General features: G+C 60.5%; 21 protein-coding genes. 9 read left to right on the forward strand and 12 right to left on the reverse strand.

Features of this window, described 5'->3' with window-relative positions; all coding sequences use genetic code 11:
- Positions 1-42: 42 nt before the first annotated feature.
- Positions 43-1458, forward strand: a complete 1416-nt coding sequence (locus tag ACQZ6F_RS04795) for an aldehyde dehydrogenase family protein (protein ID WP_449092866.1) — start codon at positions 43-45, stop codon at positions 1456-1458.
- 129 nt (positions 1459-1587) lie between these two features.
- Positions 1588-2082 carry a cytochrome b gene (locus ACQZ6F_RS04800; protein ID WP_174073839.1) on the forward strand — a complete coding sequence of 165 codons (495 nt, stop codon included), beginning with the start codon at positions 1588-1590 and terminating at the stop codon, positions 2080-2082.
- A gap of 18 nt (positions 2083-2100) precedes the next feature.
- Here the strand turns inward: ACQZ6F_RS04800 and solA are convergent, their stop codons facing one another.
- From solA to ACQZ6F_RS04830, 6 genes are all read right to left on the reverse strand, one after another.
- Positions 2101-3249 carry an N-methyl-L-tryptophan oxidase gene (solA, locus tag ACQZ6F_RS04805; RefSeq protein WP_449092867.1) on the reverse strand — a complete coding sequence of 383 codons (1149 nt, stop codon included), beginning with the start codon at positions 3247-3249 and terminating at the stop codon, positions 2101-2103.
- A 1-nt stretch (position 3250) separates the two neighbouring features.
- Positions 3251-4756, reverse strand: coding sequence for an HAL/PAL/TAL family ammonia-lyase (locus tag ACQZ6F_RS04810; RefSeq protein WP_449092868.1), 1506 nt, complete (start codon positions 4754-4756; stop codon positions 3251-3253).
- The gene (locus ACQZ6F_RS04815) at positions 4753-5529 is read right to left on the reverse strand and encodes an ABC transporter ATP-binding protein (protein ID WP_449092869.1); all 777 of its coding nucleotides are present in this window, start codon (positions 5527-5529) and stop codon (positions 4753-4755) included. Before ACQZ6F_RS04815 ends, ACQZ6F_RS04810 begins: the two co-directional genes overlap by 4 nt.
- Positions 5530-5553: 24 nt before the next feature.
- Positions 5554-6258 carry an ABC transporter permease gene (locus ACQZ6F_RS04820; RefSeq protein ID WP_077470290.1) on the reverse strand — a complete coding sequence of 235 codons (705 nt, stop codon included), beginning with the start codon at positions 6256-6258 and terminating at the stop codon, positions 5554-5556.
- 10 nt (positions 6259-6268) lie between these two features.
- The gene (locus tag ACQZ6F_RS04825; protein WP_068395997.1) at positions 6269-6994 is read right to left on the reverse strand and encodes an ABC transporter permease; all 726 of its coding nucleotides are present in this window, start codon (positions 6992-6994) and stop codon (positions 6269-6271) included.
- A gap of 102 nt (positions 6995-7096) precedes the next feature.
- Positions 7097-7936 (reverse strand): transporter substrate-binding domain-containing protein, encoded by an 840-nt coding sequence (locus ACQZ6F_RS04830; protein WP_077470289.1) that lies wholly within the window; start codon positions 7934-7936, stop codon positions 7097-7099.
- Positions 7937-8129: 193 nt separating this feature from the next.
- On the opposite strand from ACQZ6F_RS04830, the gene hutC reads away from it, so the two are divergent.
- The gene (gene hutC, locus ACQZ6F_RS04835; protein WP_077470288.1) at positions 8130-8885 is read left to right on the forward strand and encodes a histidine utilization repressor; all 756 of its coding nucleotides are present in this window, start codon (positions 8130-8132) and stop codon (positions 8883-8885) included.
- A gap of 95 nt (positions 8886-8980) precedes the next feature.
- Here the strand turns inward: hutC and ACQZ6F_RS04840 are convergent, their stop codons facing one another.
- Complete coding sequence (locus ACQZ6F_RS04840; protein WP_077470287.1) at positions 8981-9328, reverse strand: hypothetical protein; 348 nt, start codon at positions 9326-9328, stop codon at positions 8981-8983.
- Between the two features lie 244 nt (positions 9329-9572).
- Between ACQZ6F_RS04840 and ACQZ6F_RS04845 the strand changes: the two genes are divergently transcribed.
- Positions 9573-9830, forward strand: coding sequence for a hypothetical protein (locus tag ACQZ6F_RS04845; protein ID WP_077470286.1), 258 nt, complete (start codon positions 9573-9575; stop codon positions 9828-9830).
- 40 nt (positions 9831-9870) lie between these two features.
- Here ACQZ6F_RS04845 and ACQZ6F_RS04850 read toward each other — a convergent pair whose 3' ends face one another.
- Entirely contained in the window at positions 9871-10308 is a 438-nt protein-coding gene (locus ACQZ6F_RS04850; protein WP_068395312.1) for an Lrp/AsnC family transcriptional regulator, read from the reverse strand.
- Positions 10309-10450: 142 nt separating this feature from the next.
- On the opposite strand from ACQZ6F_RS04850, the gene ACQZ6F_RS04855 reads away from it, so the two are divergent.
- The gene (locus ACQZ6F_RS04855; RefSeq protein WP_449092870.1) at positions 10451-11500 is read left to right on the forward strand and encodes an ornithine cyclodeaminase; all 1050 of its coding nucleotides are present in this window, start codon (positions 10451-10453) and stop codon (positions 11498-11500) included.
- A gap of 177 nt (positions 11501-11677) precedes the next feature.
- Here ACQZ6F_RS04855 and ACQZ6F_RS04860 read toward each other — a convergent pair whose 3' ends face one another.
- Positions 11678-13018: an MFS transporter gene (locus ACQZ6F_RS04860; RefSeq protein WP_449092871.1), complete on the reverse strand. Its 1341-nt coding sequence runs from the start codon at positions 13016-13018 to the stop codon at positions 11678-11680.
- 211 nt (positions 13019-13229) lie between these two features.
- On the opposite strand from ACQZ6F_RS04860, the gene ACQZ6F_RS04865 reads away from it, so the two are divergent.
- Both ACQZ6F_RS04865 and ACQZ6F_RS04870 read left to right on the forward strand, forming a co-directional pair.
- Positions 13230-14114, forward strand: a complete 885-nt coding sequence (locus ACQZ6F_RS04865) for a LysR substrate-binding domain-containing protein (protein WP_449092872.1) — start codon at positions 13230-13232, stop codon at positions 14112-14114.
- Positions 14115-14388: 274 nt separating this feature from the next.
- Positions 14389-16203 carry a PAS domain S-box protein gene (locus ACQZ6F_RS04870; RefSeq protein WP_449092873.1) on the forward strand — a complete coding sequence of 605 codons (1815 nt, stop codon included), beginning with the start codon at positions 14389-14391 and terminating at the stop codon, positions 16201-16203.
- Between the two features lie 48 nt (positions 16204-16251).
- On the opposite strand, the gene ACQZ6F_RS04875 is transcribed toward ACQZ6F_RS04870, so the two are convergent.
- The gene (locus ACQZ6F_RS04875; RefSeq protein WP_077470282.1) at positions 16252-16716 is read right to left on the reverse strand and encodes an Lrp/AsnC family transcriptional regulator; all 465 of its coding nucleotides are present in this window, start codon (positions 16714-16716) and stop codon (positions 16252-16254) included.
- A 125-nt stretch (positions 16717-16841) separates the two neighbouring features.
- Here ACQZ6F_RS04875 and alr point away from each other — a divergent pair, with 125 nt between their 5' ends.
- Together alr and ACQZ6F_RS04885 are read left to right on the forward strand one after the other, a co-directional pair.
- Positions 16842-17975, forward strand: a complete 1134-nt coding sequence (alr, locus tag ACQZ6F_RS04880; protein WP_449092874.1) for an alanine racemase — start codon at positions 16842-16844, stop codon at positions 17973-17975.
- A gap of 31 nt (positions 17976-18006) precedes the next feature.
- Entirely contained in the window at positions 18007-19257 is a 1251-nt protein-coding gene (locus ACQZ6F_RS04885; RefSeq protein ID WP_077470281.1) for a D-amino acid dehydrogenase, read from the forward strand.
- Between the two features lie 22 nt (positions 19258-19279).
- Here the strand turns inward: ACQZ6F_RS04885 and ACQZ6F_RS04890 are convergent, their stop codons facing one another.
- Together ACQZ6F_RS04890 and ACQZ6F_RS04895 are read right to left on the reverse strand one after the other, a co-directional pair.
- Positions 19280-22306: an alpha-mannosidase gene (locus ACQZ6F_RS04890; RefSeq protein WP_449092875.1), complete on the reverse strand. Its 3027-nt coding sequence runs from the start codon at positions 22304-22306 to the stop codon at positions 19280-19282.
- Positions 22307-22580: 274 nt separating this feature from the next.
- Positions 22581-23777, reverse strand: coding sequence for an MFS transporter (locus tag ACQZ6F_RS04895; protein WP_449092876.1), 1197 nt, complete (start codon positions 23775-23777; stop codon positions 22581-22583).
- Positions 23778-23819: the final 42 nt, after the last annotated feature.

Consider the following 23819-nt stretch of genomic DNA (forward strand, 5'->3'; position numbering starts at 1 on the left):
ATAGCGCATCCTACCTCTATCGTGAAGATGAAGGAGACGCTCATGCGCACGATAGACACCATCTACATCAACGGCCGCTTCGTTCAGCCCCATGGCACGGAGATAGCCCCTCTTTTCAACCCGACCACCGAAGAGCAGATCGGTACCGTCCGCCTTGGAGACGCACGAGATATCGACGATGCCGTGAGCGCCGCCAAGGCGGCTTTCCCAGGCCAGTTACAAAGCTCCAAGGCCGAACGTATCGCGATGCTGCACAGCCTGCATGAGGCAGTCGCCGCACGCGCCCCGGACCTGACCGACGCCATGCGCGAGGAATATGGCGCGCCGGCCGGCTTCATCGGCTTCTCTGTGCCGCACGCCGCAACGGCTTTCCTCCACATGGCGGAGACACTCAAGGACTATGAGTTTCGCCGTCGCATCGGCCATGCCGACGTGGAGATGCGGCCCGCCGGCGTTGCAGCCGCCATTACGCCCTGGAACAGCAATTACGGCTTCATCTGCAGCAAGCTCGCCACGGCAATCGCCGCCGGCACCACCATGGTCATCAAACCATCGGAGATGAGCGCGATCCAGACGCAGTTGATCACCGAATGCCTTCATGCCGCCGGGCTGCCGAACGGCGTGTTCAACATCGTCAACGGTTATGGCCATGTGGCGGGCGCGGCCCTCAGTGCGCATCGTGATATCGCTAAGATCAGCTTCACCGGCTCAACGGTCACCGGGCGGGCCATCTTTCAGGCTGCTTCAATGACACTGAAACGCGTGACACTCGAACTCGGCGGCAAGAGCCCGAACGTCATCCTGGATGATGCCGATCTTGATCTCGTCATTCCGCAGGTGCTGGCAGCCGGCTTCGCCAATAGCGGCCAGGCCTGCATCGCCGGCACACGCATTCTCGCTCCCGAAAGCCGGCTGGGCGAAATCCATGATCGACTGGCCAAGGCTGTTTCAGCGCTAAGAGTAGGAGATGGCAACGACCCGGCGGTCACGATCGGCCCGATGGTCAGCCGGAGGCAATGGGATCGCGTCCAATCATATATCCGTCTCGGCCAAGAAGAAGGCGCCAGCGTGGTTGTCGGCGGCGAAGGTCGACCCAAGGGAATCGATCACGGCTGGTTCGTTCGCCCGACGGTCTTCTCCAACGTCAACAATGACATGCGGATTGCACGCGAAGAGATCTTCGGGCCTGTGCTCTGCGTCATCCCTTATCGCGACGAGGCGCATGCAATCGAGATCGCCAATGACACGGATTACGGCCTACAGGCCTATGTCTTCTCCTCGGATCTCAGCAGAGCAAAGCGAGTCGCAAACCAGATCGACGCTGGTCGCGTCGTCATCAACGGCGCACCGCACGAGCCGCTTGCGCCCTTTGGCGGGTTCAAACAGTCCGGCATGGGCCGCGAATTCGGCGCCTACGGCCTGGAATCGTTTCTCGAACCGCGTGCCGTTTTAAGCTGATCTGAAGGAGCCCTCGGAACGCCACAGTATTCCGGGGGTTCTTTAAATGATCATGGGTCTGGGCCGCGCATTCAGGTTCTCGTTAGAATCATGTTCTATTTTTAGAACAGTTCCAATCAAGGAGATCCGATGCCGGCCAGATCCGCATACTCCATTCCCCAGCGCCTGCTCCATTGGCTCATGGCTCTGCTTATCTTTTTCAATCTCTTGTTTCCGGATGGCATGAATGCTTGGAAGCACCTGATCCGCAACGGCCAGACACCCTCGCCTGCCGATATCGCCAGTGCCAATATCCACGCCTATGTCGGCATTGCAGTCTTGCTGCTGGCCATCATACGATTGGCCGTCCGCTTCTCGTCCGATACTCCCGAAAGGCCAAACGGTCAGCCGGCATTCCTGCATCATATCGCGCGTGTGACACATGTCTTGCTCTATGCGCTGATCTTCGCGATGCCGCTGTCCGGAATAGCAACCTATTATCTCGGCATCGACGCGGCAGGCTTCGCCCATGGCGGCCCGATCAAAATGCTGCTTTGGATCGTCGTCGTCCTGCACATATTCGGCGCGCTCGTTCAGCACTTCTATTTCAGGTCGGACGTCCTGCGGCGAATGACGATCGGCTAGAGCTTGCCAGTCAGTCAGCTATGCCGCTCGGCCACCAAAGTGCTTGTCAAAGGAAAACAGAGCTGTCGGTAACGCGCTTCCACCTTGAAGCGCCAGATCAGCAAGGATTTCGCCGACAACGCTGGTAAACTTGAACCCATGGCCGGAGCATGCCGAAGAAACCACGACATTCGGCTGCCCCGGCAGGGTATCGATTAGAAAATCCTCGCTCGGCAGCATGGTGTAGCGGCAGGTCGTCGCCCGCACCCGAAATGACGCCGCATCGGGCAGACGCTTGGCAGCGAAGCTGTCGAGCAGCGCCGTATCGGTGTCGTTGACCGGCGGGTTGGGTGCCTCGGGGTCGATGGGCTCCCTGAAATGCGCGTGACGGCCGACCTTGACGCCATCGATGCCGATTGCCGGGAAGCCGAAGAACGAACCGTTCTCCCCCTCATCGCGCAGGAAGCACGGCATGCGTTTTGGCTCGGCAACGAAGCCGTCCTTCGGCTGATACCAGGCGACCACCTGACGGATCGGCTGTGCATGAGATTTCAGCTGCGGCACGAGTTCGGCAATCCAGGCACCTGTCGCGACGATTACCTTGCGCGCACGATAGCGCCCCGTCGTCGAAACAACCGTCACGCCTGCATCATCGGGCTCGATGGCGATGACCCGCTCGCCGAAATGCAGCGCCGCTCCATCTTCCGCGGCAAGCTTCAGATAGCCCATGATCGCAGCTTCCGGCCTGATATAACCGCCCTGCGGATCGAGCAGGCCGACTTCTCCATCCCCAAGCTCGAATGCCGGGAAGCGGCGCTTCATCGCATCCCGGTCGAGCATCTCATGCGGCAGGTCGTGCATCTCGCAGGAAGCGCGCGTGCCGCTGACGATCTTGCTGTCGGGTGCGCCGATCTGCAGGACGCCGGTCACGGTCAGGATCTCGGCGCGCAGCCGCGCCTCGAGCGAGCGCCAGTTTTGATAGGCGCGCTGCAGCAGTGGAACATAGGAGGGATCTTCGAAATAACCGAGTCGGATCAGCCGGCTGTCACCATGCGACGAGCTAAGGGCATGCGCCGGAAAATGCGCTTCGATGCCGATTGCCTTTGCGCCGCGAGCGGCGGCGAAAGACAAGGCCGCACTTCCCATCGCGCCGAGACCGATGACGGCAAGGTCGAATTCCACGGACATTCTATGCTCCAGTTTCACTTTCGGCGGGCGGCGCGGTCTGCGCGATCAGATCCCGCAGGCGCTCGATATCGGCATTCAGCGGGCGGTCGTCGCGGTAGAGAGGGACGTGCGAACGGACGGCGGCGTAGAGGCGGTCCGTTCCCGGTGCTCTGGCACCCTTGGAACCAAGGAAATCATGGGCCTGTGCCGCTGCCATGAGTTCGATCGCCAGGATGTACTCGGCATTGTCAAGGATGGCTAGCAGCTTGCTGGCCGCAGCCGTCGGGTGCGCGAGGAAATCTTCCTGCAGGCCGGACGTCAGGCCGCCATCGAGCGACGCGGGAGCAGCCAGCCGTCGATTGTCGTTTGCCAGGGCCGCAGCCGTATACTGGGCAATCATGAAGCCGGAATGGCTACCAGCATCACTCGCCAGGAACGGCGGCAGGCCGCTGACCAGCGGATTGACGAGGCGATCCATCCGCCGCTCGCTCATGGCGGCGATCTGCGCGATCGCGATCGCCAGGCTATCCGCCGCCTGACCGAGTGCGGGTGCGACGGCATGCGCTTCCGAGGAAACGACGGGTTGCTCGGGCGTGCCGGAGACAGCCGGATTGTCCGTGACCGAGGCCAGTTCCTGATCAACGATGCGGGCGGTTTGTTCGAAGACATCCCAGGCCGCACCATGCGCATGCGGAACGGCCCTCAAGCTCAATGCGTCCTGCGTTCGCCGGCCAAGGGCTGCGGCGACAAGACCACTACCGCGCAGACGGCTGCGTAGTCGGCGACCGACCTTGGCAATACCAGCAGACGGGCGCAGGGCCAGCACGGCCTCATCGAAGGCAGCGATCTGGCAGCCGGCTGCTTCCAACGTCAATGCTGCAATGGCATCGGCCCAGTCGAGCAAGCGCTCGGCACGATAGACCGCCAGAGCCGACAATCCCGTGGCGCAAGCCGAACCATTGACGAGGCTCAACCCTTCCTTGGCGCCCAGCACCAGCGGGCCCAGACCGATCGCGGCAAGCGCCTGCGCTCCGGTCATGGACATGCCCTTCACGACTGCCTGTCCCTCGCCGATCAACACGAGCGCGGTGTGGGCGTTGTGCGTGAGGTAGCCGGCAGAGCCCTTGGAGGGCACCTCGGGAATGCAGTCATGCTCGAGAAATGCCGCGAGATGACGGATGATTTCAGGCCGGACGCCGGAATGGCCGTGGGCGAAATTGGCGATCTGCGCCGCGATAATGCCGCGCACTTCACGCGCCGGCAAAAGGGGGCCGACGCCGCAGGCATGGCTGAGGATGATATTGCGCGAGAGGCGGCTTTGCGAGGGGCGGTCCACCACGGTATCGGACAGGGCACCGACGCCGGTATTCACACCATAGGCGCGTACGCCCGTCTCGACGATGCGCTCAACGATGCGGCTCGCCTGCTCGACACGCTTCCATGCCGCCTCGGACAGGGTCAGCGGTTCGCCGGTGCTGACGCGAGCAACCTCGCGCCAGGATAACGGCTTATCGATGGTGATGGTCATTGTCCGGTTCCGAAATGCCCGATGAACTGGCGGAAGGCCGGCGATGCGCCGCCACCGAACATATCGTCCGGTGTGCCGGTGCTTTCGACAAGCCCTTCCTTCATGAAGACGACGCGATTGGAGACGTTGCGGGCGAAGCTCATCTCGTGGGTGACGACCAGCATGGTCATGCCTTCTTCGGCAAGCGCGCGCATGACGCGCAGCACTTCGCCGACAAGCTCGGGATCGAGCGCCGAGGTCGGCTCGTCGAACAACATGACCTTGGGCTTCATGGCAAGAGCACGGGCAATGGCCGCACGCTGCTGCTGACCACCGGACAGATGCGCGGGGTAGGCGTGCCGTTTGTCGGCGATGCCGACCTTTTCCAGAAGCGCTTCGGCCTCGGCGATGCATTCGGCGCGCGGGCGCTTCAAGACATGGATCGGCCCCTCGATCACATTCTGCAGGATTGTCATATGGGACCAGAGATTGAAGCTCTGGAAAACCATGCCAAGCTCGGAGCGGATATGATCCACCTGCTTGTGGCTTGCCGGACGACTTTGACCGTTCTTGTGGATCATGCGGATCTGCTCGCCATCCACCCAGATCTCGCCATCGCTGGCGATCTCAAGCAGGTTGATGCAGCGAAGGAACGTCGACTTGCCGGAGCCGGAAGCGCCGAGCAGCGAAATGACGTCGCCATCCTGAGCATCAAGGGAAATGCCGCGCAAAACTTCATGGGTGCCGAAGCTCTTGCGGATGTTGCGAACTGAAAGTCGGGTTACATCTGGCATGATTTGCCTGCTCCAATGAAGTCTTTAGGCCTTCAACGCCGGCGGAATGGCGCGGCGATGACGGGACAGCGAATATTCCAGCAGGGCCATGCCCTGCAGAATGATGAAATTCAGCACGAGGTAGATGATCGCCGCACAGAGGAAGACTTCCATCGTGCGGTAGGTGTGCGAGATCAGCCGCTGTGCAACGCCTGTCACTTCCCAAACGGTGACGAGGCTGGCGAGCGCCGTCGACTTCATCATCAGGACGATCTCGGTCGAATAGGCCGGCAGGGCGTGGCGGAAGGCGATGGGCGCGATGATACGGCGCACCAGCAGCAGGCGGGACATGCCGATCGAGCGCGCCGCCTCGATCTCCTTCGGCGAAACGGCGCGAATGCCGCCGCGGAAGATCTCGGCGGTATAGCCGGCCGTGCACAGCGCCAGCGACAGGATCGCGCAGACCACGGGCTCACGCAGGAAGGGCCAGAGGAACGAATAGCGGATGATGGAAAATTGCGCCAAGCCGTAGAAGACCAGGAACATCTGGATCAATAGCGGCGAGCCGCGGAACACGAAGATATAGCCCTTGGCAAAGCCCGACAGGATCGGATTGCCGCTGACGCGCAGGGCGACGACAACAAGCGCCAGGATGCCGCCTGTTACGATCGACAGCGAAAACAGCAGGAGTGTCATCGGCACCGCCTGCAGCAGTGTAATCATGGTGCTCGAGAGGAAGTTAAAATCCATTTGCCGCTCCTCAAGCCTGGCCGATTGTCGCAGCCGGCATGCTGCGATTGGCGCGTCGTTCCGCCCTGTTGAAAACGCGATCCGACAGGCTGGTCAGGATCAGGTACAGAATCCCGCCGACGATGAAGAAGAGGAAATACTGGCGCGTGGAGCCGGCAGCGACCTGGCTGGTGCGCATCAGCTCCGCAAGGCCGGTGACCGAGATCAAGGCTGAATCCTTGAGGCTCAGCTGCCAGACGTTGCCAAGACCCGGGATGGCGTAGCGTATCACCTGCGGGATGATGATGCGGCGCAGGCGAAGGCCACCATGCATGCCAATCGCCGAGGCTGCCTCGAGCTCACCCTTGGAAATGGCGAGATAGGCGCCGCGGAAAACCTCAGCCTGATAGGCGCCGGATATGATGCCGACGGCAAGTGCGCCCGCGGCAAAGGACGGCAGGCCGAGAAAGCCCTCATAGCCGAACCATTTGCCTACCGAGGTGACCGCCGAGGAGCCGCCGAAATAGATGAGATAGATGATCAGAAGCTCCGGCACGCCGCGAAACACTGTCGTGTAGACATTGCCGAGCATTTTCAGCGGCAGGCTGCCCGAGAGCTTTGCCGAGGCGACGATCGCGCCCAACACCGCCCCGATTGCCAATGCCGTCGCCGTGACGGCAAGCGTCATCAAAGCGGCAACGAGCAGCAGCGCGCCCCACCCGTTCGAGCCGAAGCCCAGCAGTTGCAAGCTTGCCATAGCGTCCATTCCCCGTCCGTGGCAGTTTCTGACGTCAGAATAACTGACGGTCTCCGGCTTTGCAGCCGGAGACCCGCGGTAACGGCCCGAAGGCCGCCCCGATTATTCCGGGCTGACGTCGACTTTGAACCACTTCATCGACAGGGTCTTGATGGTGCCGTCGGCAAGCGCTGACTTGATCGCTGCGTTGAACTTGTCGGCAAGATCGGTATCAGCCTGACGGATGCCGAGACCTTCGCCCGCGCCCCAGATGGAGCCGGCGATTTCCGGACCGGTAAAGGCCAGCGAGTCGTTGGCGCTTGCAAAGGCGTTCGCGAAGTAGACGGCGTCGTCGAAGCCGAGATCGATACGACCGTTCTGCAGATCGAGATCGCGGTCGGCACCGGTTTTGTATTCGCGGATCGTGGCGATCGAGCCGAAATTGTCATAGACGAACTTGGCGTAAACAGTTGCGGCCTGGATGCCGATGGTCTTGCCCTTGAAGGCTTCCTTCAGCACGTCGATTTCCTTGACGCCGGTCTGGCCGGGGGTCATCTTGATGGTGGAGCCGGTGCCGGCAGCATTGGCAAGCGGGCTGTCCTTGGCGGTTGCGAAAGCAGCAGGCGTAGCGGCGTAGGGAATAGTGAAGCCGATGACCTGCTTGCGCTCGTCGGTGATCGACAGCGCGTCCATGATCACGTCAAACTTGCCGGCGTTGAGTGCCGGGATCATGCCATCCCAATCGGAGGCAACCAGCTTGCAGTCGATCTTGGCGCGTTCGCACAGGACCTTGGCAAGTTCCGGCTCGAAGCCGCCGAGCGAACCGTCGGCATTCGTCATATTCCACGGCGCGTAGGCACCTTCCAGGGTGATCGTCGCCGTCTTCCAGTCCTTGGCGAGAGCCGGTGCCGCGAAAGCGGCGGCGGCCATGACGCCTGACAAAAGAATTGCACTGAATTTCATCGTGTGGAGCTCCTCTGAGGTTGAAACAGGCCTTGCAGCACTTCCTACCGATCTACGCCGGCTTGCCCGCTTTCCCAATTTATTTTTAGGATTGTTTGCGAGGTTGTATAGGGTACCATATGAGATAATTTGTGATATGCAAGTGGGAAAGTTGTTTTCGAGGCAGATTCAGTTCGTGCAAAGGGAATAGGCAATGAAGCGCTCCGGCGAAATGAAACGCGAACTGGCGGAAAACGACGCATCGCCTCTCTATGCCGGTGTCAAGCAGGTGATCCTCGATCGCATCCACAGCGGCGAGTGGCCGCCCAAGCATCGCGTTCCCTCCGAAAATGAATTGGTCACCGAACTTGGCGTCAGCAAGATGACAGCCAATCGCGCACTGCGTGAACTCGCCAATGAAGGCGAGCTGGTGCGCATCCAGGGCGTCGGCTCCTTCGTCGCCGAACGCAAGGGGGCATCCGCCCTCTTCGAGGTGCGCAATATCGCCGAAGAAATCGCCGAACGCGGCCATTCTCACCAGGCCACCGTGATCGTTCTTGCCCAGGAAGCAGCCTCACCCGACGTCGCCGATGCATTGGGACTGGACATCGGATCGCCCGCCTTCCATTCGCTGATCGTGCATAGCGAGAACGGCGTGCCAGTGCAGATCGAGGACCGCCATGTCCACCCCGACGCCGCCCCGGACTACCTGCAGCAGGACTTCACGGGCATGACGCCAAATGCCTATCTTTCGGAAGTCGCGCCGCTCAGCGGGTCGGAACATGTGGTCGAGGCAGTCATGCCGCAGGCCTGGGAATGCAAGCTGTTGACGATCCTGAAGACCGAGCCTTGCTTGACAATCCGGCGGCGCACATGGTCGGCACGCGGCGTCGTTTCCACAGCGCGCCTCATTTATCCCGGGAACCGTTACCGGCTGGAGAGCCATAGCGGCAAGGCTTCGGATCGCTAGTTGTATATGGAAGTTAGCGCGCCAGCGGCCTGAATATCCCGAGGTAGCGCCAAATGGATGTTTGAGTGTTCATCTGTTGCCTATACGAGGCAAAGCTACGACGCCTGCAGCATGCATTCCATAAACAATGCGCCCAGAAGCAACCCCGAGACGGTGGCAAGCACTTTCAGGATCGCCCGCTCGATGCGCAGACACTTCTCAGGCAGGACCAACGCAATCGATTCGCTAGCTGCGGCGACGGTTATGCATAAAAGCGCAACAATGCGCCGATCGTCGGGGTAAGCTATAACGAACAGAAACCCCATGAGCCCGAATGGGACGACGCTCTCGATGGTTGCCATCGCCATGAATGGATATCTGGTCCCGACCGGGACGACCGTGGTCAATGCCACCAGACCGAGCACGGTCCAGGCGAGTGCGTGGGCGAGCAAAGTAAGTTCCATACGAAATCATAACAACAAGCCGCGAGTTTTCAAGCTACACTGCACAACGTCACCGCACAGTTCTCAAGTCCGTTCACGGGCGGCACGACGTCCACCAAAGAGCGCCCAAGAATGGCCAGCGCAGATCGATGCAGGCAACCACCTCTGCGATTGACAAAGCGCTGCCGCATTGGATGTATCTGTGATGTAATAAGCCGGCGAACGCTATCGCCACGATCTTTCACGGACATGATGGGATCCAGCAATGCCTGATACGAATGCCGCGGCGCAACCAGCCACCTGGCGCATCATTCTCGCCGCCATCCTCGACTTCCTGACCGCATTTTTTATTCTTGGCTATATCGTCGCGTCGATTTTCGGCGGCAGGACGGATGACGGCTTCAAGCTCAACGGACTGCCGGCGCTTCTGCTCTTTGTCCTCATCGTCGCCTATTTCCTCGTATTCAACAGATACCTTGGCGGCACCATCTGGAAGCGCATATTGCGCGCAAGCCGCGGTTAAGCAGGGACGGGTATCGAGCCGTCTTCAGCGATGCGAAAGGTCAGAGGCTGCTGAGCAGTAGACTGGTCTCGCTGTTTGCGACACCGTCGATCATGCGTACCTCGCGCAGGACCCGATCGAAGTCCGAGAGGCTGGTTGCCCGGATATTGGCGACGAGGTCCCAATTGCCGTTCGTCGTGTGCAGCGAATAGATTTCCGGCAGGCCACGCAGCTTGCGGATGACCTGCGTGGTCGACTTTCCCACCACTTCGATCATCATGACCGCATGCACGGTCTGCTCGTCATAGTCTTCCCGCACCCGGACGGTGAAGCCGAGAAGGGTGCCGGTCTCCATAAGACGGTCCAACCGGTTCTGCACCGTGCCCCGTGCAACGCCCAGCGCATCCGACAATTTGGACAGCGAAGCGCGCCCGTCGGCCCGCAAATGGGCGATGATGCGCCGATCGAGATCATCGGGAATATATTTGGCAAGCGTCATCGCAAAATCCTGTTTCTGTCTTTTCTGTCAAAAATACTGAGCAGTTTGTGTAAACTCGTACCAGAACTGGCACAGTTTTGCGATTTCAGTCAATCGATCCGCTTGTTACCCTATTGGGAATTATCTTATCGAGGACATGACAATGCCCGCACCGCTTCCTTCGGAAAAAGCCTTCATTCCCTTCGTCAGCGTCGAGAACATGATGCGGCTTGTCCATCATGTCGGCATCGAGACCGTGCTGGTCGAACTGACGGATGCGGTCGAAGCGGATTTCCGCCGGTGGGACCTTTTCGACAAGACACCACGTGTCGCCTCCCACTCCCATGACGGCGTGATCGAGCTGATGCCGACCTCGGACGGCGCGGTCTACAGCTTCAAATATGTCAACGGGCATCCGAAGAACATGGCGCAGGGGCTGCAGACCGTGACCGCCTTCGGCCTGCTCGCGGAAGTATCGACCGGCTACCCTGTGCTGCTGACCGAAATGACGCTACTGACAGCATTGCGCACGGCCGCCACCTCGGCCATGGCCGCTCGACATCTGGCGCCGCCAAAGGCGCGCTGCGTCGCGTTGATCGGCAACGGGGCACAGGCGGAATTCCAGGCATTGGCGATGAAGGCCGTCCTCGGCATCGAAGAGGTCCGCCTCTACGACATCGATCCGAGGGCCACGGAAAAGACCGTGCGCAACCTCACCGGAAAGGGCCTGCGATTGGTTCCGTGCACATCGGCGCAAGCAGCCATCGAGAGCGCCGATATCATCACGACCTGTACCGCCGACAAGCAGCTTGCCACGATCCTGACCGACAACATGGTCGGCGCCGGCGTTCATATCAACGCCATCGGCGGCGACTGCCCGGGCAAGACAGAGCTACATCGCGATATCCTGCTGCGCGCCGACACTTTCGTCGAATATCCGCCGCAGACCCGCATCGAAGGGGAGATCCAGCAGATGGATCCGGATTATCCGGTCACCGAGCTCTGGCAGGTGGTGAGCGGCCGCACGCAGGGTCGCCGCAGCGAGGGACAGATCACCCTGTTCGACAGCGTCGGCTTTGCCATCGAGGACTTCTCGGCGCTACGTTATGTTCGCGAAAAGCTTGTCGGCACCGATTACTTTCAGAAGCTGGATATCATCGCCGATCCGGACGATCCGCGCGATCTGTTCGGCATGCTGCTGCGGGCGGGCTGAGAAGGCAACGATACCGGCTGACTACGGCCGGCGGCTTTGGGCGAAGTTCACGCGCGGGCCAGCCCTACTCCCGCCGGCATCTACCCCGTACTGCGGACCGAGCGTAGTCCCTAGAGGACAATGGCGGCCAATTTCGTGACCGCCATCGAATTTCCTGGCTTGCTGCCGGAGGCGTTCTCAGCGCTTGCTGCCCGAAACTGTAAGTTCCGGCGCACCCACCCGACCGCTCAAAGAGAAGGCCAGCAGCGCCGATAGCAGCATCAGAGCCCCTACGATAAACATCGGCAATTCGTAGACACCGGTCGCATCCTTGACGAGCCCGGTGATATAGGGTGCGGCAAACCCGGCTATGTTGCCGATCGTATTGATCAGGGCGATGCCGGCCGCAGCAGCGGGCCCTGCTAGGAAGCGGGATGGGATTGCCCAGAAGTTCGGCAAGGCCGCGAAAATCGCGCATGCCGTCAGCGTGATCATGACAATCGTCGCTTCCGGCGAGCCCATGAACAGCGCGGCGGGAATGCTGAACGCTCCAACGAGGGCGGGTATGCCGATATGCCACGGCCTGACGCCGCGCTTCGATGCATCGCGGCTCCAGAAGAACAAGACGACGGCGGCAGGCAGATAAGGGATCGCCGTGATCAGGCCCTTGTCGAAGACGTCGAACTTCGTGCCGAATTTCGTCTCAAAGCCGGCAATAATCGTCGGCAGGAAGAAGGCGAGCGCATAAAGCCCGTAGATCAGGCCGAAATAGATCACCGAGAGCAGCCATACGCGGCTATCGGTCAGCGCAAGGCCGGTCATCTTGCCATGCTCTGCCACCTTCGCCTTTTCTTCGTTGGCAAGCTCGCGGTTCAACCAATCCTTTTCAGCCTGCGTCAGCCACTTGGCATCATCAGGGCGATCGGCGAGATAGAACCAGGTCACGATGCCGATAACGATGGCAGGGACCGCGACGCCGAAAAACATCACGCGCCAGCCCTCAAGGCCAAACAAGCCATGCATCTGGATCAGCATGGCCGCAAACGGAGCGCCGATAACCGTCGTCAACGGTTGGGCGAGGTAAAACAAGGCCAGAATCTTGTTACGATGCCGTGCCGGCACCCACAGGCTGAGGAACAGGATGGCACCGGGAAAAAAGCCGGCTTCGGCGACACCGAGCAGGAAGCGCAGAACGTAAAGCTCCGTCGCGCTCGATACCCAGGTGAACAGCAGCGCGACGATGCCCCAGCTGACCATGATGCGGGCGAGCCAGCGGCGGGCGCCATATTTATGGAGCGCCAGATTGCTCGGGATTTCGAGCACGATATAACCAACGAAGAAGATGCCCGCCGCAAAACCGAACTGCGCCGCCGTCAGAGCCAGATCGGTGGTCATGCCGTTCGGCCCGGCGAAGGAAATCGCGGTGCGGTCGAGGAAGTTGATGAAGAACATCAAGGCGATGAAGGGCACCAGCCGCTTCGACACCTTGGCAATGGCCGACCGTTCGACCTGTGACATTTCCTGGATACCGGGCTGCATTCTGAATCCTCCCCCGTTCTCGATCATTCTAGAGGCGGCGGTCCGTTTGCGCCGATGACGGAATGGAAACTCCCATTTCCCTTCCAAGAACTGTCTCCGGCCCCGCGCCTTTGACTTCGATCTCTAGCGGGATGGACAAGTAGCGGGCAAACGATTTAATCTCCCGGTGATGTGAGGAAAAATCACATCATTAAGTCGTTGGGATCAGAAAATGAGTGGCCCTCTTCCATCGCTGAATGCGCTCAAGGCATTTGAAGCCACCGCGCGGCACAGGTCGATGACGCTTGCCGCGGATGAGCTTTGCGTGACCCACGGCGCGATCAGCCGTCACATTCGCGGTCTTGAGGCTTCGCTGGGCGTCATTCTCGTCACCCGCAGGGCACACTCGACGGAACCGACGCCGGAAGGATCGCGGCTGGCGGAGGGACTTCAGAGCGCCTTCGGCCTGATGCAGGCGAGCGTCGAGCGCGTTCGCCCCAGCCCGCTCACCCTGTCCTGCTCCTCCTCGATCATGATGGGATGGATCATTCCGCGCATCGGCCAATTCCACGAGCGCCATCCGCAGGTCGCACTGCAATTCAACATGAACTACGATCAGGTCGACTTTGTCCGCGACAAGATCGGCCTGGCGATCCGCTCAAGCGTTATCGAACCGCCGAAAGACGCGATCATCCGCGAACTTGGCGGCGAAGCGATCGGTCCGGTCTGTTCGCCGGAATATCTGAGCCGAGCCAGCATCCATGGCCCCGAAAACCTCGAAGGCGGAACCATCCTGTCGACTCGGACCCGACCGGAGGCCTGGAGCGATTGGCAGTCAGCCGCGAAACAAGAGGAACTCAACCTTTCCAGCCATTCGACTTTCGACCATTTTTACCTGCTGATACAGGCCGCAGCCTGCGGGCTCGGCGTCGCGGTGGTTCCCCAAATGCTGGTGCTCGATCAACTGGCTTCGGGGCGCCTGGTGGCGCCGTTCGGCTTCCTGCCTGGGCCGCGCCGCATGGTGCTCTGGATCGCTCCGCACCTGGCAAACCGGCCGGACGCTTTGGCGCTCGAAAGATGGTTGATCGAGGAAATGCATGCGCGGCCAGATACCTGACAGCGAGGTCGGGCGGCCGGCATTCGTCACGCGCGGCGATGCACGCGACCTGTTCGGTCTGCCTTGCGAGCACAAGCGGGCCGTGCGCTCCGCAACCGGGGAAAAGCATACATAGCAAGATTTGCCTATGTTACTTAAAACACATGGAAATCACTGAAACTTCCCTCTGCACTTCCTCGCATGGATTATGCTATGAGTGCTCGCGAACTAGAGGGAGATGAGACAATTCTTGCAGGATTGTTCTCATTCAAGAGGGGGTGTCATCCTGAACGTCATGCCCGAATTGGCAGGCCACACCGGCGAGATGGCGGCGCTCATTTTTGGCTTCGACTGGGCAAAGACTAGTCTTGGCCCCAGATCGGCTTGGCCCGCTTGCCTGACCTCGGCCGTGGATATCATGCTCTCCGCTCAAGCCCAGATCATAATGTTCTGGGGTGAGGATTTTGTCGCGCTTTACAACGACGCCTATGCCCCCACCATAGGCGAGAAGCATCCGCAGGCGTTGGGTTGTCCGGCGCGAGAAAACTGGGCCGAATTGTGGGATGATCTGGAACCGCTTCTGCGAACAGTGCTGAATGAAGGCAAGACCGTCGTCGCCAAGGATCGGCCGTTCTACATCGAACGTTATGACTATCCGGAGACGGTTTATTTCGACATTTCCTACTCGCCTGTGCGTGACAACGACGGCAAGGTGCTTGGGGTGTTCTGCATCGTCAACGAAACCACGGAGCGGGTTCGCTCGGAACAGGCGTTGCGCGAGAGCGAGGAGCGGGTTAGCGCCATCATTTCCCAATCCGCGACCGGGATTGCGCAATATGAACTTGACGGCCGCTTCTCGCTCGTCAACCGGCGTTTCTGCGAGATTGTCGGCTATTCGGAGAGCGAGCTGCTCGACCTGCGAATGCAGGACATCACCTATCCGGACGATCAGCACGACACCATGCAGCTGTTCAAAACGATGCTGGCGACCGGCGAAAGCTTCGAGATCGAGCAGCGTTATGTCCGCAAGGACGGCAACCTCGTCTGGGTGACGAATTCGGCGTCCGGCGTGCGCGACCGTTCCGCCGACAGAATCCGGCGCGCCGTCAGCGTCGTCACCGATATCAGCGAACGCAAGCGGGCACAGGAAGTCGAGCGGCGCCTGGCGGCCATCATCGCATCGTCAGACGATGCCATCCTCAGCACCGATCTCAACATGATGATCACCAGCTGGAATAGCGGCGCGGAGAGGCTTTATGGTCATTCCGCCGAAGAAGCCATCGGCCACTCGGTCATGATGCTCGTTCCCGATGACAGAAGCGAGGAGGAGCCGGCGATCCTCGCGCAAATCCGGGCGGGGCAAAAGGTCGAGCCATATGAGACCAAGCGGCGGCACAGCGATGGCAAGCTCGTCGATGTCCTGCTGAGCGTCTCCCCGATCTACGACACCTATGGCCGGATCGTCGGCGCGTCGAAGATTGCTCATGATATCAGCGCAAAAAAGGAAGCCGAGCATCTTCAAAATGTTTTGGCCGGCGAACTCAATCACCGCGTCAAGAACGTGCTGGCAACTGTCATGGCCATATCGCGCCAGACGTTGGGACGCGACGATGTCGACAAGGCATCCGTCGAGACATTCGATGCGCGACTGGCGTCGATGGCGCGCGCCCATGATCTGCTGATCCATGGCAAATGGGAAGAAGCGGATCTGATGGCCGTCATCAACCAGGCGCTGTCACCCTACCCAAGGGAGAGATTCGAGATTTCCGGCCCGGCGATCAAGCTTGCGCCGCGGACCGTTGTCTCCATTTCGCTAGCGCTGCATGAACTGGCGACGAATGCCGCCAAATACGGGGCTCTTTCTGTGCCCGATGGTCATGTCGCGATCATATGGTCGTCAGAGGCAGGTGACACCGACCGGCTCAAACTGCGTTGGCAGGAAACCGGAGGACCAACCGTCAAGCCGCCCACGCGCAAGGGCTTCGGCTCCAGATTGATTGAAAACCTGCTGGCGGCGGAACTGAACGGCAAGGTGAAAATCAGCTATGAGCCGAGCGGATTGATCTGCGAGGTGGATGCGGCCACAGGCATTGGCTGGGATCAGGCCTGAGACGGGGGCGCGCGCAGCGACCCCATCCATCAGGTCGGCATGGAGTGTTCAACGCGAATTCTTCGGCCGCGTCGCCAGCACGTTTCTGATCGAAAAGCTCGAATGGATGCGCAGGACCCCTGGCAAGGTCGAGAGAATATCCTTGTGGATGCGCTCGAAGTCGCCGGCCGTGGCGACCTCTACGCGCAGGAGATAATCCGACCCACCCGTCATCAGAAAGCACTCGCGGATCTCCGGATGCTTACGCACCGCCGCCTCGAAGCGGTCGAGATGGTCCTCGGTCTGCCGCTCGAGGGTGATGTTGATGATGACGGCGATCGCCGTTTCAGCCTGAGACGTATCGACGAGCGCCGTATAGCCCCGAATAACCCCTGCTTGCTCCATCAGCTTGATGCGCCGGAGGCATGCGGACGGAGACAAGCCGACCTCGCTTGCAAGCCTTGCATTGCTGACACGGGCATCCAGGCGCAGCAGGCGAAGAATATTGCGATCGATCGCGTCGAGTGCCGTCATGTGGATTCTTTCAAAAATTCGCCGATCGTTTCAATATTTCCACAATTACACAATAATCAATCACTATTCGATGGGCAATTTCACGATCGTTTCAATAATCTGTAATTGAAAGAACGAGGGCTGATATGGACGGCGGCATAGTGGATTCCCGGGCGTCAAGACTGACGATCGACAGCGGCGCTTGCGGCTATCTCACCATTGATCTTGCGGCCCTGTGCCGGAACTACGACAGGCTCTCCACCATCGTCGCACCGGCGCGAACGGCCGCTGTCGTCAAGGCCGATGCATACGGGCTTGGCGCAAGTCAGGTCTCCAAGGCACTTTATGAACATGGATGCCGAGACTTCTTCGTCGCCCATTTCATCGAGGCGCTTCGGCTGCGCCCGCAATTGCCGCGCGATGCAGCGATCTTCGTGTTGAACGGCCTGTTGCCGGATAATGAAATTGCCTGCTCCGAAGGCGGCATCATCCCTGTCATCAATTCGCTCGAACAGCTTCGGCAATGGTCGGAGACCGCACGTTCCGTAGGGCGCAGTCTTCCGGCGGTTCTGCAATTCGACACCGGCATGTCGCGACTCGGCATACCGCCTGAAGAAAGAGCTGCCGTCGCGGCTCATCTCGAAACCTCAAGCCACCTCGACATACTGTTCATCATGAGCCATCTCGCCTCTGCGGATGAGCTCGACGGCGCTCAGAACGGTGATCAGCTCGCGGAAATGCGCCGCGTCGCGAAAGAATTCCCGGGCTATGACATCTCCTTCGCCAATTCCGGCGGCATCTTCCTCGGCGGCGATTTTCACGGCGTTATGGCGCGACCCGGCATCGCTCTTTATGGCGGGGCTCCAACCAGCGGCGTCGCCAATCCAATGGAGCCCGTCGTCCGGTTCGATGCAGCCGTCGTGCAGACGCGGACCGTACCTGCCGGTGCTCGCATCGGCTATGGCGGCGTGCATGTAACGAAGACCCAGACCCGGCTTGCGACAATTGCGGCCGGCTATGCCGATGGCCTTCCCCGCAGCCTTAGCGATCGCGGTGCGGTTTATTACAACGGCATTCGCCTGCCGATCGTCGGACGCGTCTCGATGGACAGCGCGACAATCGATATCAGCGCCCTGCCCGAAGGCACGCTCTCGTTCGGCAGCCTGGTGGAGATCCTCGGAGATCATCAGACTTTGCAGGATCTCGCCAGCGATGCCGGCTTGATTTCCTACGAGATCCTGACCAGTCTCGGACATCGCCACAACAGGCGATACGTCTGACCTTCCTATTGCTCAATTCACTGGGGACATCATGAAAGTCGTCGTTCTGGGTGCCGGCATCATCGGCGTGACATCCGCCTATCAGCTCGCCAAGGCGGGACACGAGGTCACGGTCATCGACCGGCAGCAGGGCCCGGCGCTGGAAACGAGCTTTGCCAATGCCGGTGAAGTTTCCTTCGGCTATTGCTCGCCCTGGGCCGCGCCCGGCATTCCCATGAAGGCGATCAAGTGGCTGTTCATGCACCACGCCCCGCTGATCCTGCGCCCGAAGGTCGATGCCGCCATGCTGTCATGGCTGGTCAAGATGCTGTCGAACTGCACGTCCGAACGCTATGCGATCAACAAGAGCCGGATGCTGCGTCTCGCCGATTATAGCCGCATCTCGCTCGCCCAGGTGCGCGAGGAAACCGGCATTGCCTATGACGAGCGCATGCAGGGCACGCTGCAGCTTTTCCGCACTCATCACCAGCTCGATGCCTCCGCTAAGGACGTCAAGGCTCTGGCGGCCGACGGCATCCCCTATGAAGTGCTTGATCCCGACGGCTGCATCCGCGTCGAGCCGGCACTCCGGCATGTTCGCGAGAAGATCGTCGGCGGCCTGCTGACGCCGAAGGACGAGACGGGCGATTGCTTCAAGTTCACCAATGCGTTGGCCGCCAAGGCAATCGAATTGGGAGTCCAGTTCCAGTATGGAACGACGATCAAGGGCCTCGACGTACAAGGTGGCCAGGCGCGTGGCGTCCTGACGGATCGCGGGCGCGTCGACGCCGATGCGGTCGTCGTTGCGCTCGGCAGCTATTCGCCGCTGCTGCTGAAGCCGCTTGGAATCCGGCTCTCGGTCTATCCGGTCAAGGGCTATTCGCTGACCATCCCGATCACCGATGCCTCGCGCGCTCCGGAATCCACAGTGATGGACGAGACCTACAAGATCGCCATCACCCGTCTCGGCGATCGCATCCGCGTTGGCGGCATGGCCGAGATTTCCGGTTATACCAATGATCTCGGCCTTCCCCGCCGGCAGACGCTCGAGCATTCGGTCACCGATCTCTTCCCCGGCGGCGATGTCGCCAAAGCATCCTTCTGGTCGGGATTACGGCCGATGACCCCGGACGGAACGCCGGTGATCGGACCGACGAAGGTCAAGGGACTGTTCCTCAACACCGGACACGGCACGCTCGGATGGACCATGAGTTCCGGCTCGGCGCGCGTCATCAGCGACCTCGTCAGCGGCCGTAAGCCGGATATCGACGCGACCGATCTTGCCATCAGCCGCTACGCCTGAGGCCTGCCTCGCGACGCAGCTATTATCGCCTGATCAGCCTCCAGCTCCTGACCTCGAAGGGCAGGATGTCGGAGCCGGCATCACGGACCTGCGGCTCTTCCATCAGCGTGACGGCATCGCCAACCCGCCAGCCGTTCGCCGCTTGAACAGACAAGCTGCCCCGACGGCCGGCCGGCTCATAGAGGCGAAGGATCAGCCCGTCGCCGTCTTCCGCCGGCTTGATGGCCGAAAGCGCGACAGGCACTCCCGCCACATCAAGTGCGGTGAACGACGTCTCGGCCAGGTTCGCAGCCGGGGCAACGATCAAGGGCTGGTTCAGGTCCTCCGCTTCCTCGCGCACGCCGCCGCTGTGCCATTCGCCGGCATGCGGCATGAGCGCATAGGTAAAGCTCTGCTCGCCTTCATCCGCCAGCGGATCGGGATAGATCGGCCCGCGCACCAGGCTGATGCCGAGCACATTATCGCGGACGCTATGGCCGTATTTGGCATCATTGAGCAAGGCGACGCCGAAATCCGGCTCACTCAGATCGACAAAGCGATGAGCAACCGCCTCGAACATCGCCGCATCCCAGCTGGTATTGGTGTGTGTCGGGCGGCTGACGACACCATAGGCGCATTCGAATGTCGCCGTTCGCGAGCGGATCGCCACCGGGCTCAACGAACGCAGTAGCGTGCGACGATCGTGCCAGTCGATGCTGGTCTCGATGTCGAGCCTTCGCGAATTGGCGGTCAATGCATAGTGCTGCACGATGCTGGAATCGCGATAGCGATGAACTACCTTGATGGAAGCTCTGTGAGGCCCTTCTTCAACCAGCTCGATGCTCTCGGGCTTATCGAGCCGAACGCCGGCCTCGGCATAGTCGGCATCGATATCCCAGGCGTCCCAATTACGCGGCTTGTCGACTGGATAGACCCAGAGTTGGTTGGCCGGTTCTGCCAGCGCCTCACGCCCGCTCGCCTTGTGGATGAGGCTCTGGACGGCTCCATCGGCCCCGATGACAACGACAAGATGCTCGTTCTCCAGCTGATCCGCTGAAGCCTTTAATCCCACCGCCGGCTTCAAAGCTGCGCGGTCGAATACGCGGATCGACAGAGGCTCTATGCTATCGCCGGTCGACACGATCGAGCCATCGGCGAGCACGGCATTGAACGGCCGAGCGTCGAGCGAGGGATTGACGACAACGACGGCATCCGCGACGTCGCCCTTCGGCAAGACCGAAACAATCGCTTCCATAGCCTGCCGCTGAACTTCCTTGGCATGGTCTATGACCCCGGAAAGCTCCCGCTCCGCATCCTGATAGACCTCGCGGATGCTCGATCCCGGCAGTATGTCGTGGAACTCGTTCTTCAACGTCACGCGCCAGTTGGCCTCGAGACTGGCCGGTGATGCTGCTCCGGCCATATGCGCGATGGACGACACGGTCTCGGCCGTGATAAGGGCACGTTCCGCCCTGCGATGCAGCCGTTTCACCCCGCTCTGGCTCGTGAGCGTCGCGCGGTGCAGTTCCAGATAGATCTCGCCGGACCAGGTCGGCAGCCGCTTTTCGCCAGCGGTCACATGGGCGCTGGTGAAGAAATCCGCCACCTTGCCCCATCGCGCTTTGGGGATTGCCGGGAATGCGCGCAATTGCTCCTCCCGCTCCACCATTTCCGGTGTGACACCACCGCCACCGTCGCCATAGCCGACAGCCAGGAGCGAGGTATCGTGCAGCGTCTTGCCGCGAAAATTCTTCCAGGTCGGCAGGAAGCAATCCGGCCGGACGAAGCCATTATAGCCTTCCATCGGATTGTCGAAGACATGCGCGAGGACACGGCTGCCATCCAGCCCCTCCCACCAGAAAAAGTCATAGGGAAACTTGTTGGTTTCGCTCCAATTGACCTTGATGGTGAAGAAGCTCTCGATGCCGCCCTGGCGCAACAATTGCGGCAGAGCACCGGAGAAGCCGAAGCAATCCGGCAACCAGCAGATGGTATGGCGCGCGCCGAATGTCTTCTCGAAATAACGCTGGCCGTAGAGGATCTGCCGAACCAGGCTTTCGCCTGTCGGCATGTTCGTATCCGGCTCGACCCACATGCCGCCGATCACTTCCCAGGAGCCCGCCGCAACCTTCTCCTTGATCCGGGCAAACAGCTCGGGATCGTCGGCTTCGATCTGGGCATAGTAATGCGCCGTCGACTGGTTGAAGCGGAAATCCGGAGAACGCTCCATCAATGACAGAGCGGTATGAAACGTGCGGCGCATCTTCCGACGCGTCTCGTCGTAAGGCCAAAGCCAGGCAAGATCGATATGGGCATGGCCGGTCAGCAGCAACTCACCGTTTTGAGGGTAGCGCTCTTGGAGTGTGCTCAAGCGGGCCAGCAATTGCTGATAAGCCTCTGCCACGCTTCGGCGTTCGCGGTCGGAGAGGGCTTGAGGGCTCTCGATGAGTTCCGGCAATTCCCAGATCTTCCGCTGACCCTCGGCAGCGGCCGTGCGCACGATATAGGGCTCGGTGGCGGACGGCCAATCGAGGCTGCGCAGCGCCACCTCTGCGGCATCCAGCATATGCGGCACCACCTCGTGCTCACCGAGCGCACCGATTGCTTCCGCAATCTGCCGCAGCAGGAGATGCAGCCGATGGACCGGCAGATCCAGCCAGGCGAGGCGGGCACGGTTCAGTTTCGGCTGTCGGTTCGGCTCACCGAAGGGAAAGCGGGCAACGCTGTCGGTGCTGATCGCCAGATTGCGACCCTTCAACGGAAATTCCTGATGATAGGGATCGAGACCAAAGCTCTCCCGCTGCCCCTCTCCAAAGTCGAGCGTTATCAGGCTCTCCCCGCCGAGATCGAGCTGCAGACGTGTCTCCTCAAGAGGCCAATCGGCCGGTACGCTGGCTTGCGCGGCAAAATGCACGACGCCATTGCGATGCGGCCAGACCTGGCCGATGGCAATCTCCTCGCAGTCGAACGTCCAGCCTTCAATGGCTAACGTGCTGCGTTCCCGCCAATGATCAAGCTCTGCGGTACGTACCTTCAGGCGATCCAAACGCTGGGCGAGGCTGAGAAACATGGCTGTCCTACCGGGTTCGATGTCAACGCAAATCGGGATGAGCTATCACGGGCATATGTGTCGCGGTCGGAAGGAAACCAGAGCGGCAGGCGCATACTCGGCGCAGACTTTATGTCCACGTGCACTCAATGGCCTCCCACCCGCGACGCATGCGCAATTTAGGATGAAGACATATCAGATAGCCAGTGCCGATCGGAGAAATTACCGGCGGGCAGAGAATTTTATCCTGAATAAACAAGGAAGCCGGCAGAACCATCAGCTCTGCCGGCCTGGATTAGTGCCGAGGTATGCGCGGCAGGAAAATCGTGAACAGGCCTAGCAACGGCAGATAGGAGCAGATCGTATAGACGAAGGAAATGCCATGTGTGTCGGCAAAATCCCCGAGGGCCGCTGCGCCGAGGCCGCCAGCACCGAAGGCGAAGCCGAAGAAAATGCCGCCGATCAGCCCCACGCGGCCGGGGATCAGTTCCTGCGCGAAGACCACGATCGCCGGGAAAGCCGAAGCGAAGATGAGCCCGATCACGACGGTGAGGACGCAGGTCCAGAACAGATCCGCATAGGGCATCAACAGCGCAAAGGGGATGACGCCGAGGATCGAGAACCAGATGACGAAACGCGCGCCGAGACGGTCACCCACGGGGCCGCCCATGATCGTTCCGACGGCCACGGAGCCGAGGAAGAGGAACAGCATCAGCTGGGCGTCGCGGACATCAAGGTGGAACTTCTCGATGACGTAGAAGGTGAAGTAGCTCGATATGCTCGCCATGTAGACGTTCTTCGTCGCCGTCAGCAGGATGAGGATTGCAAGCGCCCACATCGCCTTGTTACGGGCGATCGGCAAGGTGCGGCTCGGCGCAGGGCGCGCCGATTGCTGGCGGCGATGGTTGACAAACCAGTTGCCGACCCAGCTCAGAACGATGAAGCCGATAACGGCCAGCACCGAAAGCCAGGCGACGCTCGTCTGGCCATGCTGAAGAACGAAGAAGGCCGCAATCAGCGGGCCGATGGCCGAGCCGGCATTGCCGCCGAGCTGGAACAGTGATTGCGCCAGACCATGACGGCCGCCGGAGGCCAGACGCGCCACACGCGAGGCTTCGGGATGAAAGACGGCCGAGCCGAAGCCGATCAGGCTGGCGGCGACCAGCAACATTCCGAAGCTCCCGGCATAGCCCAGTAACACGAGGCCAAAGAATGTGCTGACCATGCCCACTGGCAGCGAATAGGGCATCGGCCACTTGTCCGTCACGATGCCGACCACCGGCTGCAGCAGCGACGCGGTGATCTGGAACATCATCGTCAGCAGGCCGATCTGGACGAAATCGAGTGAGTAATTCTCTCTGAACATCGGATAGAGCGACGTCAGCAGCGATTGCATGATGTCGTTCAGCAAGTGGCAGGTGCTGACCGCCACCACGATCGAGATCGTTGTCTTCTCGAATCGGGTTTGCGTACCCGAAAACGCCGCAACCATTGGGATTTCCTTCCAGCGTCGGCGACGTCCGCCGACCATAGT

Source organism: Rhizobium sp. A22-96 (assembly GCF_053521805.1).

Excerpts from the sequence above, each read along its gene's own strand:
- ACQZ6F_RS04795 (WP_449092866.1), top strand. The coding sequence starts at position 43 with ATGCGCACGATAGACACCATCTACATCAACGGCCGCTTCGTTCAGCCC.
- ACQZ6F_RS04800 (WP_174073839.1), top strand. The coding sequence starts at position 1,588 with ATGCCGGCCAGATCCGCATACTCCATTCCCCAGCGCCTGCTCCATTGG.
- solA (WP_449092867.1), bottom strand. The coding sequence starts at position 3,249 with ATGTCCGTGGAATTCGACCTTGCCGTCATCGGTCTCGGCGCGATGGGA.
- ACQZ6F_RS04810 (WP_449092868.1), bottom strand. The coding sequence starts at position 4,756 with ATGACCATCACCATCGATAAGCCGTTATCCTGGCGCGAGGTTGCTCGC.
- ACQZ6F_RS04815 (WP_449092869.1), bottom strand. The coding sequence starts at position 5,529 with ATGCCAGATGTAACCCGACTTTCAGTTCGCAACATCCGCAAGAGCTTC.
- ACQZ6F_RS04820 (WP_077470290.1), bottom strand. The coding sequence starts at position 6,258 with ATGGATTTTAACTTCCTCTCGAGCACCATGATTACACTGCTGCAGGCG.
- ACQZ6F_RS04825 (WP_068395997.1), bottom strand. The coding sequence starts at position 6,994 with ATGGCAAGCTTGCAACTGCTGGGCTTCGGCTCGAACGGGTGGGGCGCG.
- ACQZ6F_RS04830 (WP_077470289.1), bottom strand. The coding sequence starts at position 7,936 with ATGAAATTCAGTGCAATTCTTTTGTCAGGCGTCATGGCCGCCGCCGCT.
- hutC (WP_077470288.1), top strand. The coding sequence starts at position 8,130 with ATGAAGCGCTCCGGCGAAATGAAACGCGAACTGGCGGAAAACGACGCA.
- ACQZ6F_RS04840 (WP_077470287.1), bottom strand. The coding sequence starts at position 9,328 with ATGGAACTTACTTTGCTCGCCCACGCACTCGCCTGGACCGTGCTCGGT.
- ACQZ6F_RS04845 (WP_077470286.1), top strand. The coding sequence starts at position 9,573 with ATGCCTGATACGAATGCCGCGGCGCAACCAGCCACCTGGCGCATCATT.
- ACQZ6F_RS04850 (WP_068395312.1), bottom strand. The coding sequence starts at position 10,308 with ATGACGCTTGCCAAATATATTCCCGATGATCTCGATCGGCGCATCATC.
- ACQZ6F_RS04855 (WP_449092870.1), top strand. The coding sequence starts at position 10,451 with ATGCCCGCACCGCTTCCTTCGGAAAAAGCCTTCATTCCCTTCGTCAGC.
- ACQZ6F_RS04860 (WP_449092871.1), bottom strand. The coding sequence starts at position 13,018 with ATGCAGCCCGGTATCCAGGAAATGTCACAGGTCGAACGGTCGGCCATT.
- ACQZ6F_RS04865 (WP_449092872.1), top strand. The coding sequence starts at position 13,230 with ATGAGTGGCCCTCTTCCATCGCTGAATGCGCTCAAGGCATTTGAAGCC.
- ACQZ6F_RS04870 (WP_449092873.1), top strand. The coding sequence starts at position 14,389 with ATGCCCGAATTGGCAGGCCACACCGGCGAGATGGCGGCGCTCATTTTT.
- ACQZ6F_RS04875 (WP_077470282.1), bottom strand. The coding sequence starts at position 16,716 with ATGACGGCACTCGACGCGATCGATCGCAATATTCTTCGCCTGCTGCGC.
- alr (WP_449092874.1), top strand. The coding sequence starts at position 16,842 with ATGGACGGCGGCATAGTGGATTCCCGGGCGTCAAGACTGACGATCGAC.
- ACQZ6F_RS04885 (WP_077470281.1), top strand. The coding sequence starts at position 18,007 with ATGAAAGTCGTCGTTCTGGGTGCCGGCATCATCGGCGTGACATCCGCC.
- ACQZ6F_RS04890 (WP_449092875.1), bottom strand. The coding sequence starts at position 22,306 with ATGTTTCTCAGCCTCGCCCAGCGTTTGGATCGCCTGAAGGTACGTACC.
- ACQZ6F_RS04895 (WP_449092876.1), bottom strand. The coding sequence starts at position 23,777 with ATGGTTGCGGCGTTTTCGGGTACGCAAACCCGATTCGAGAAGACAACG.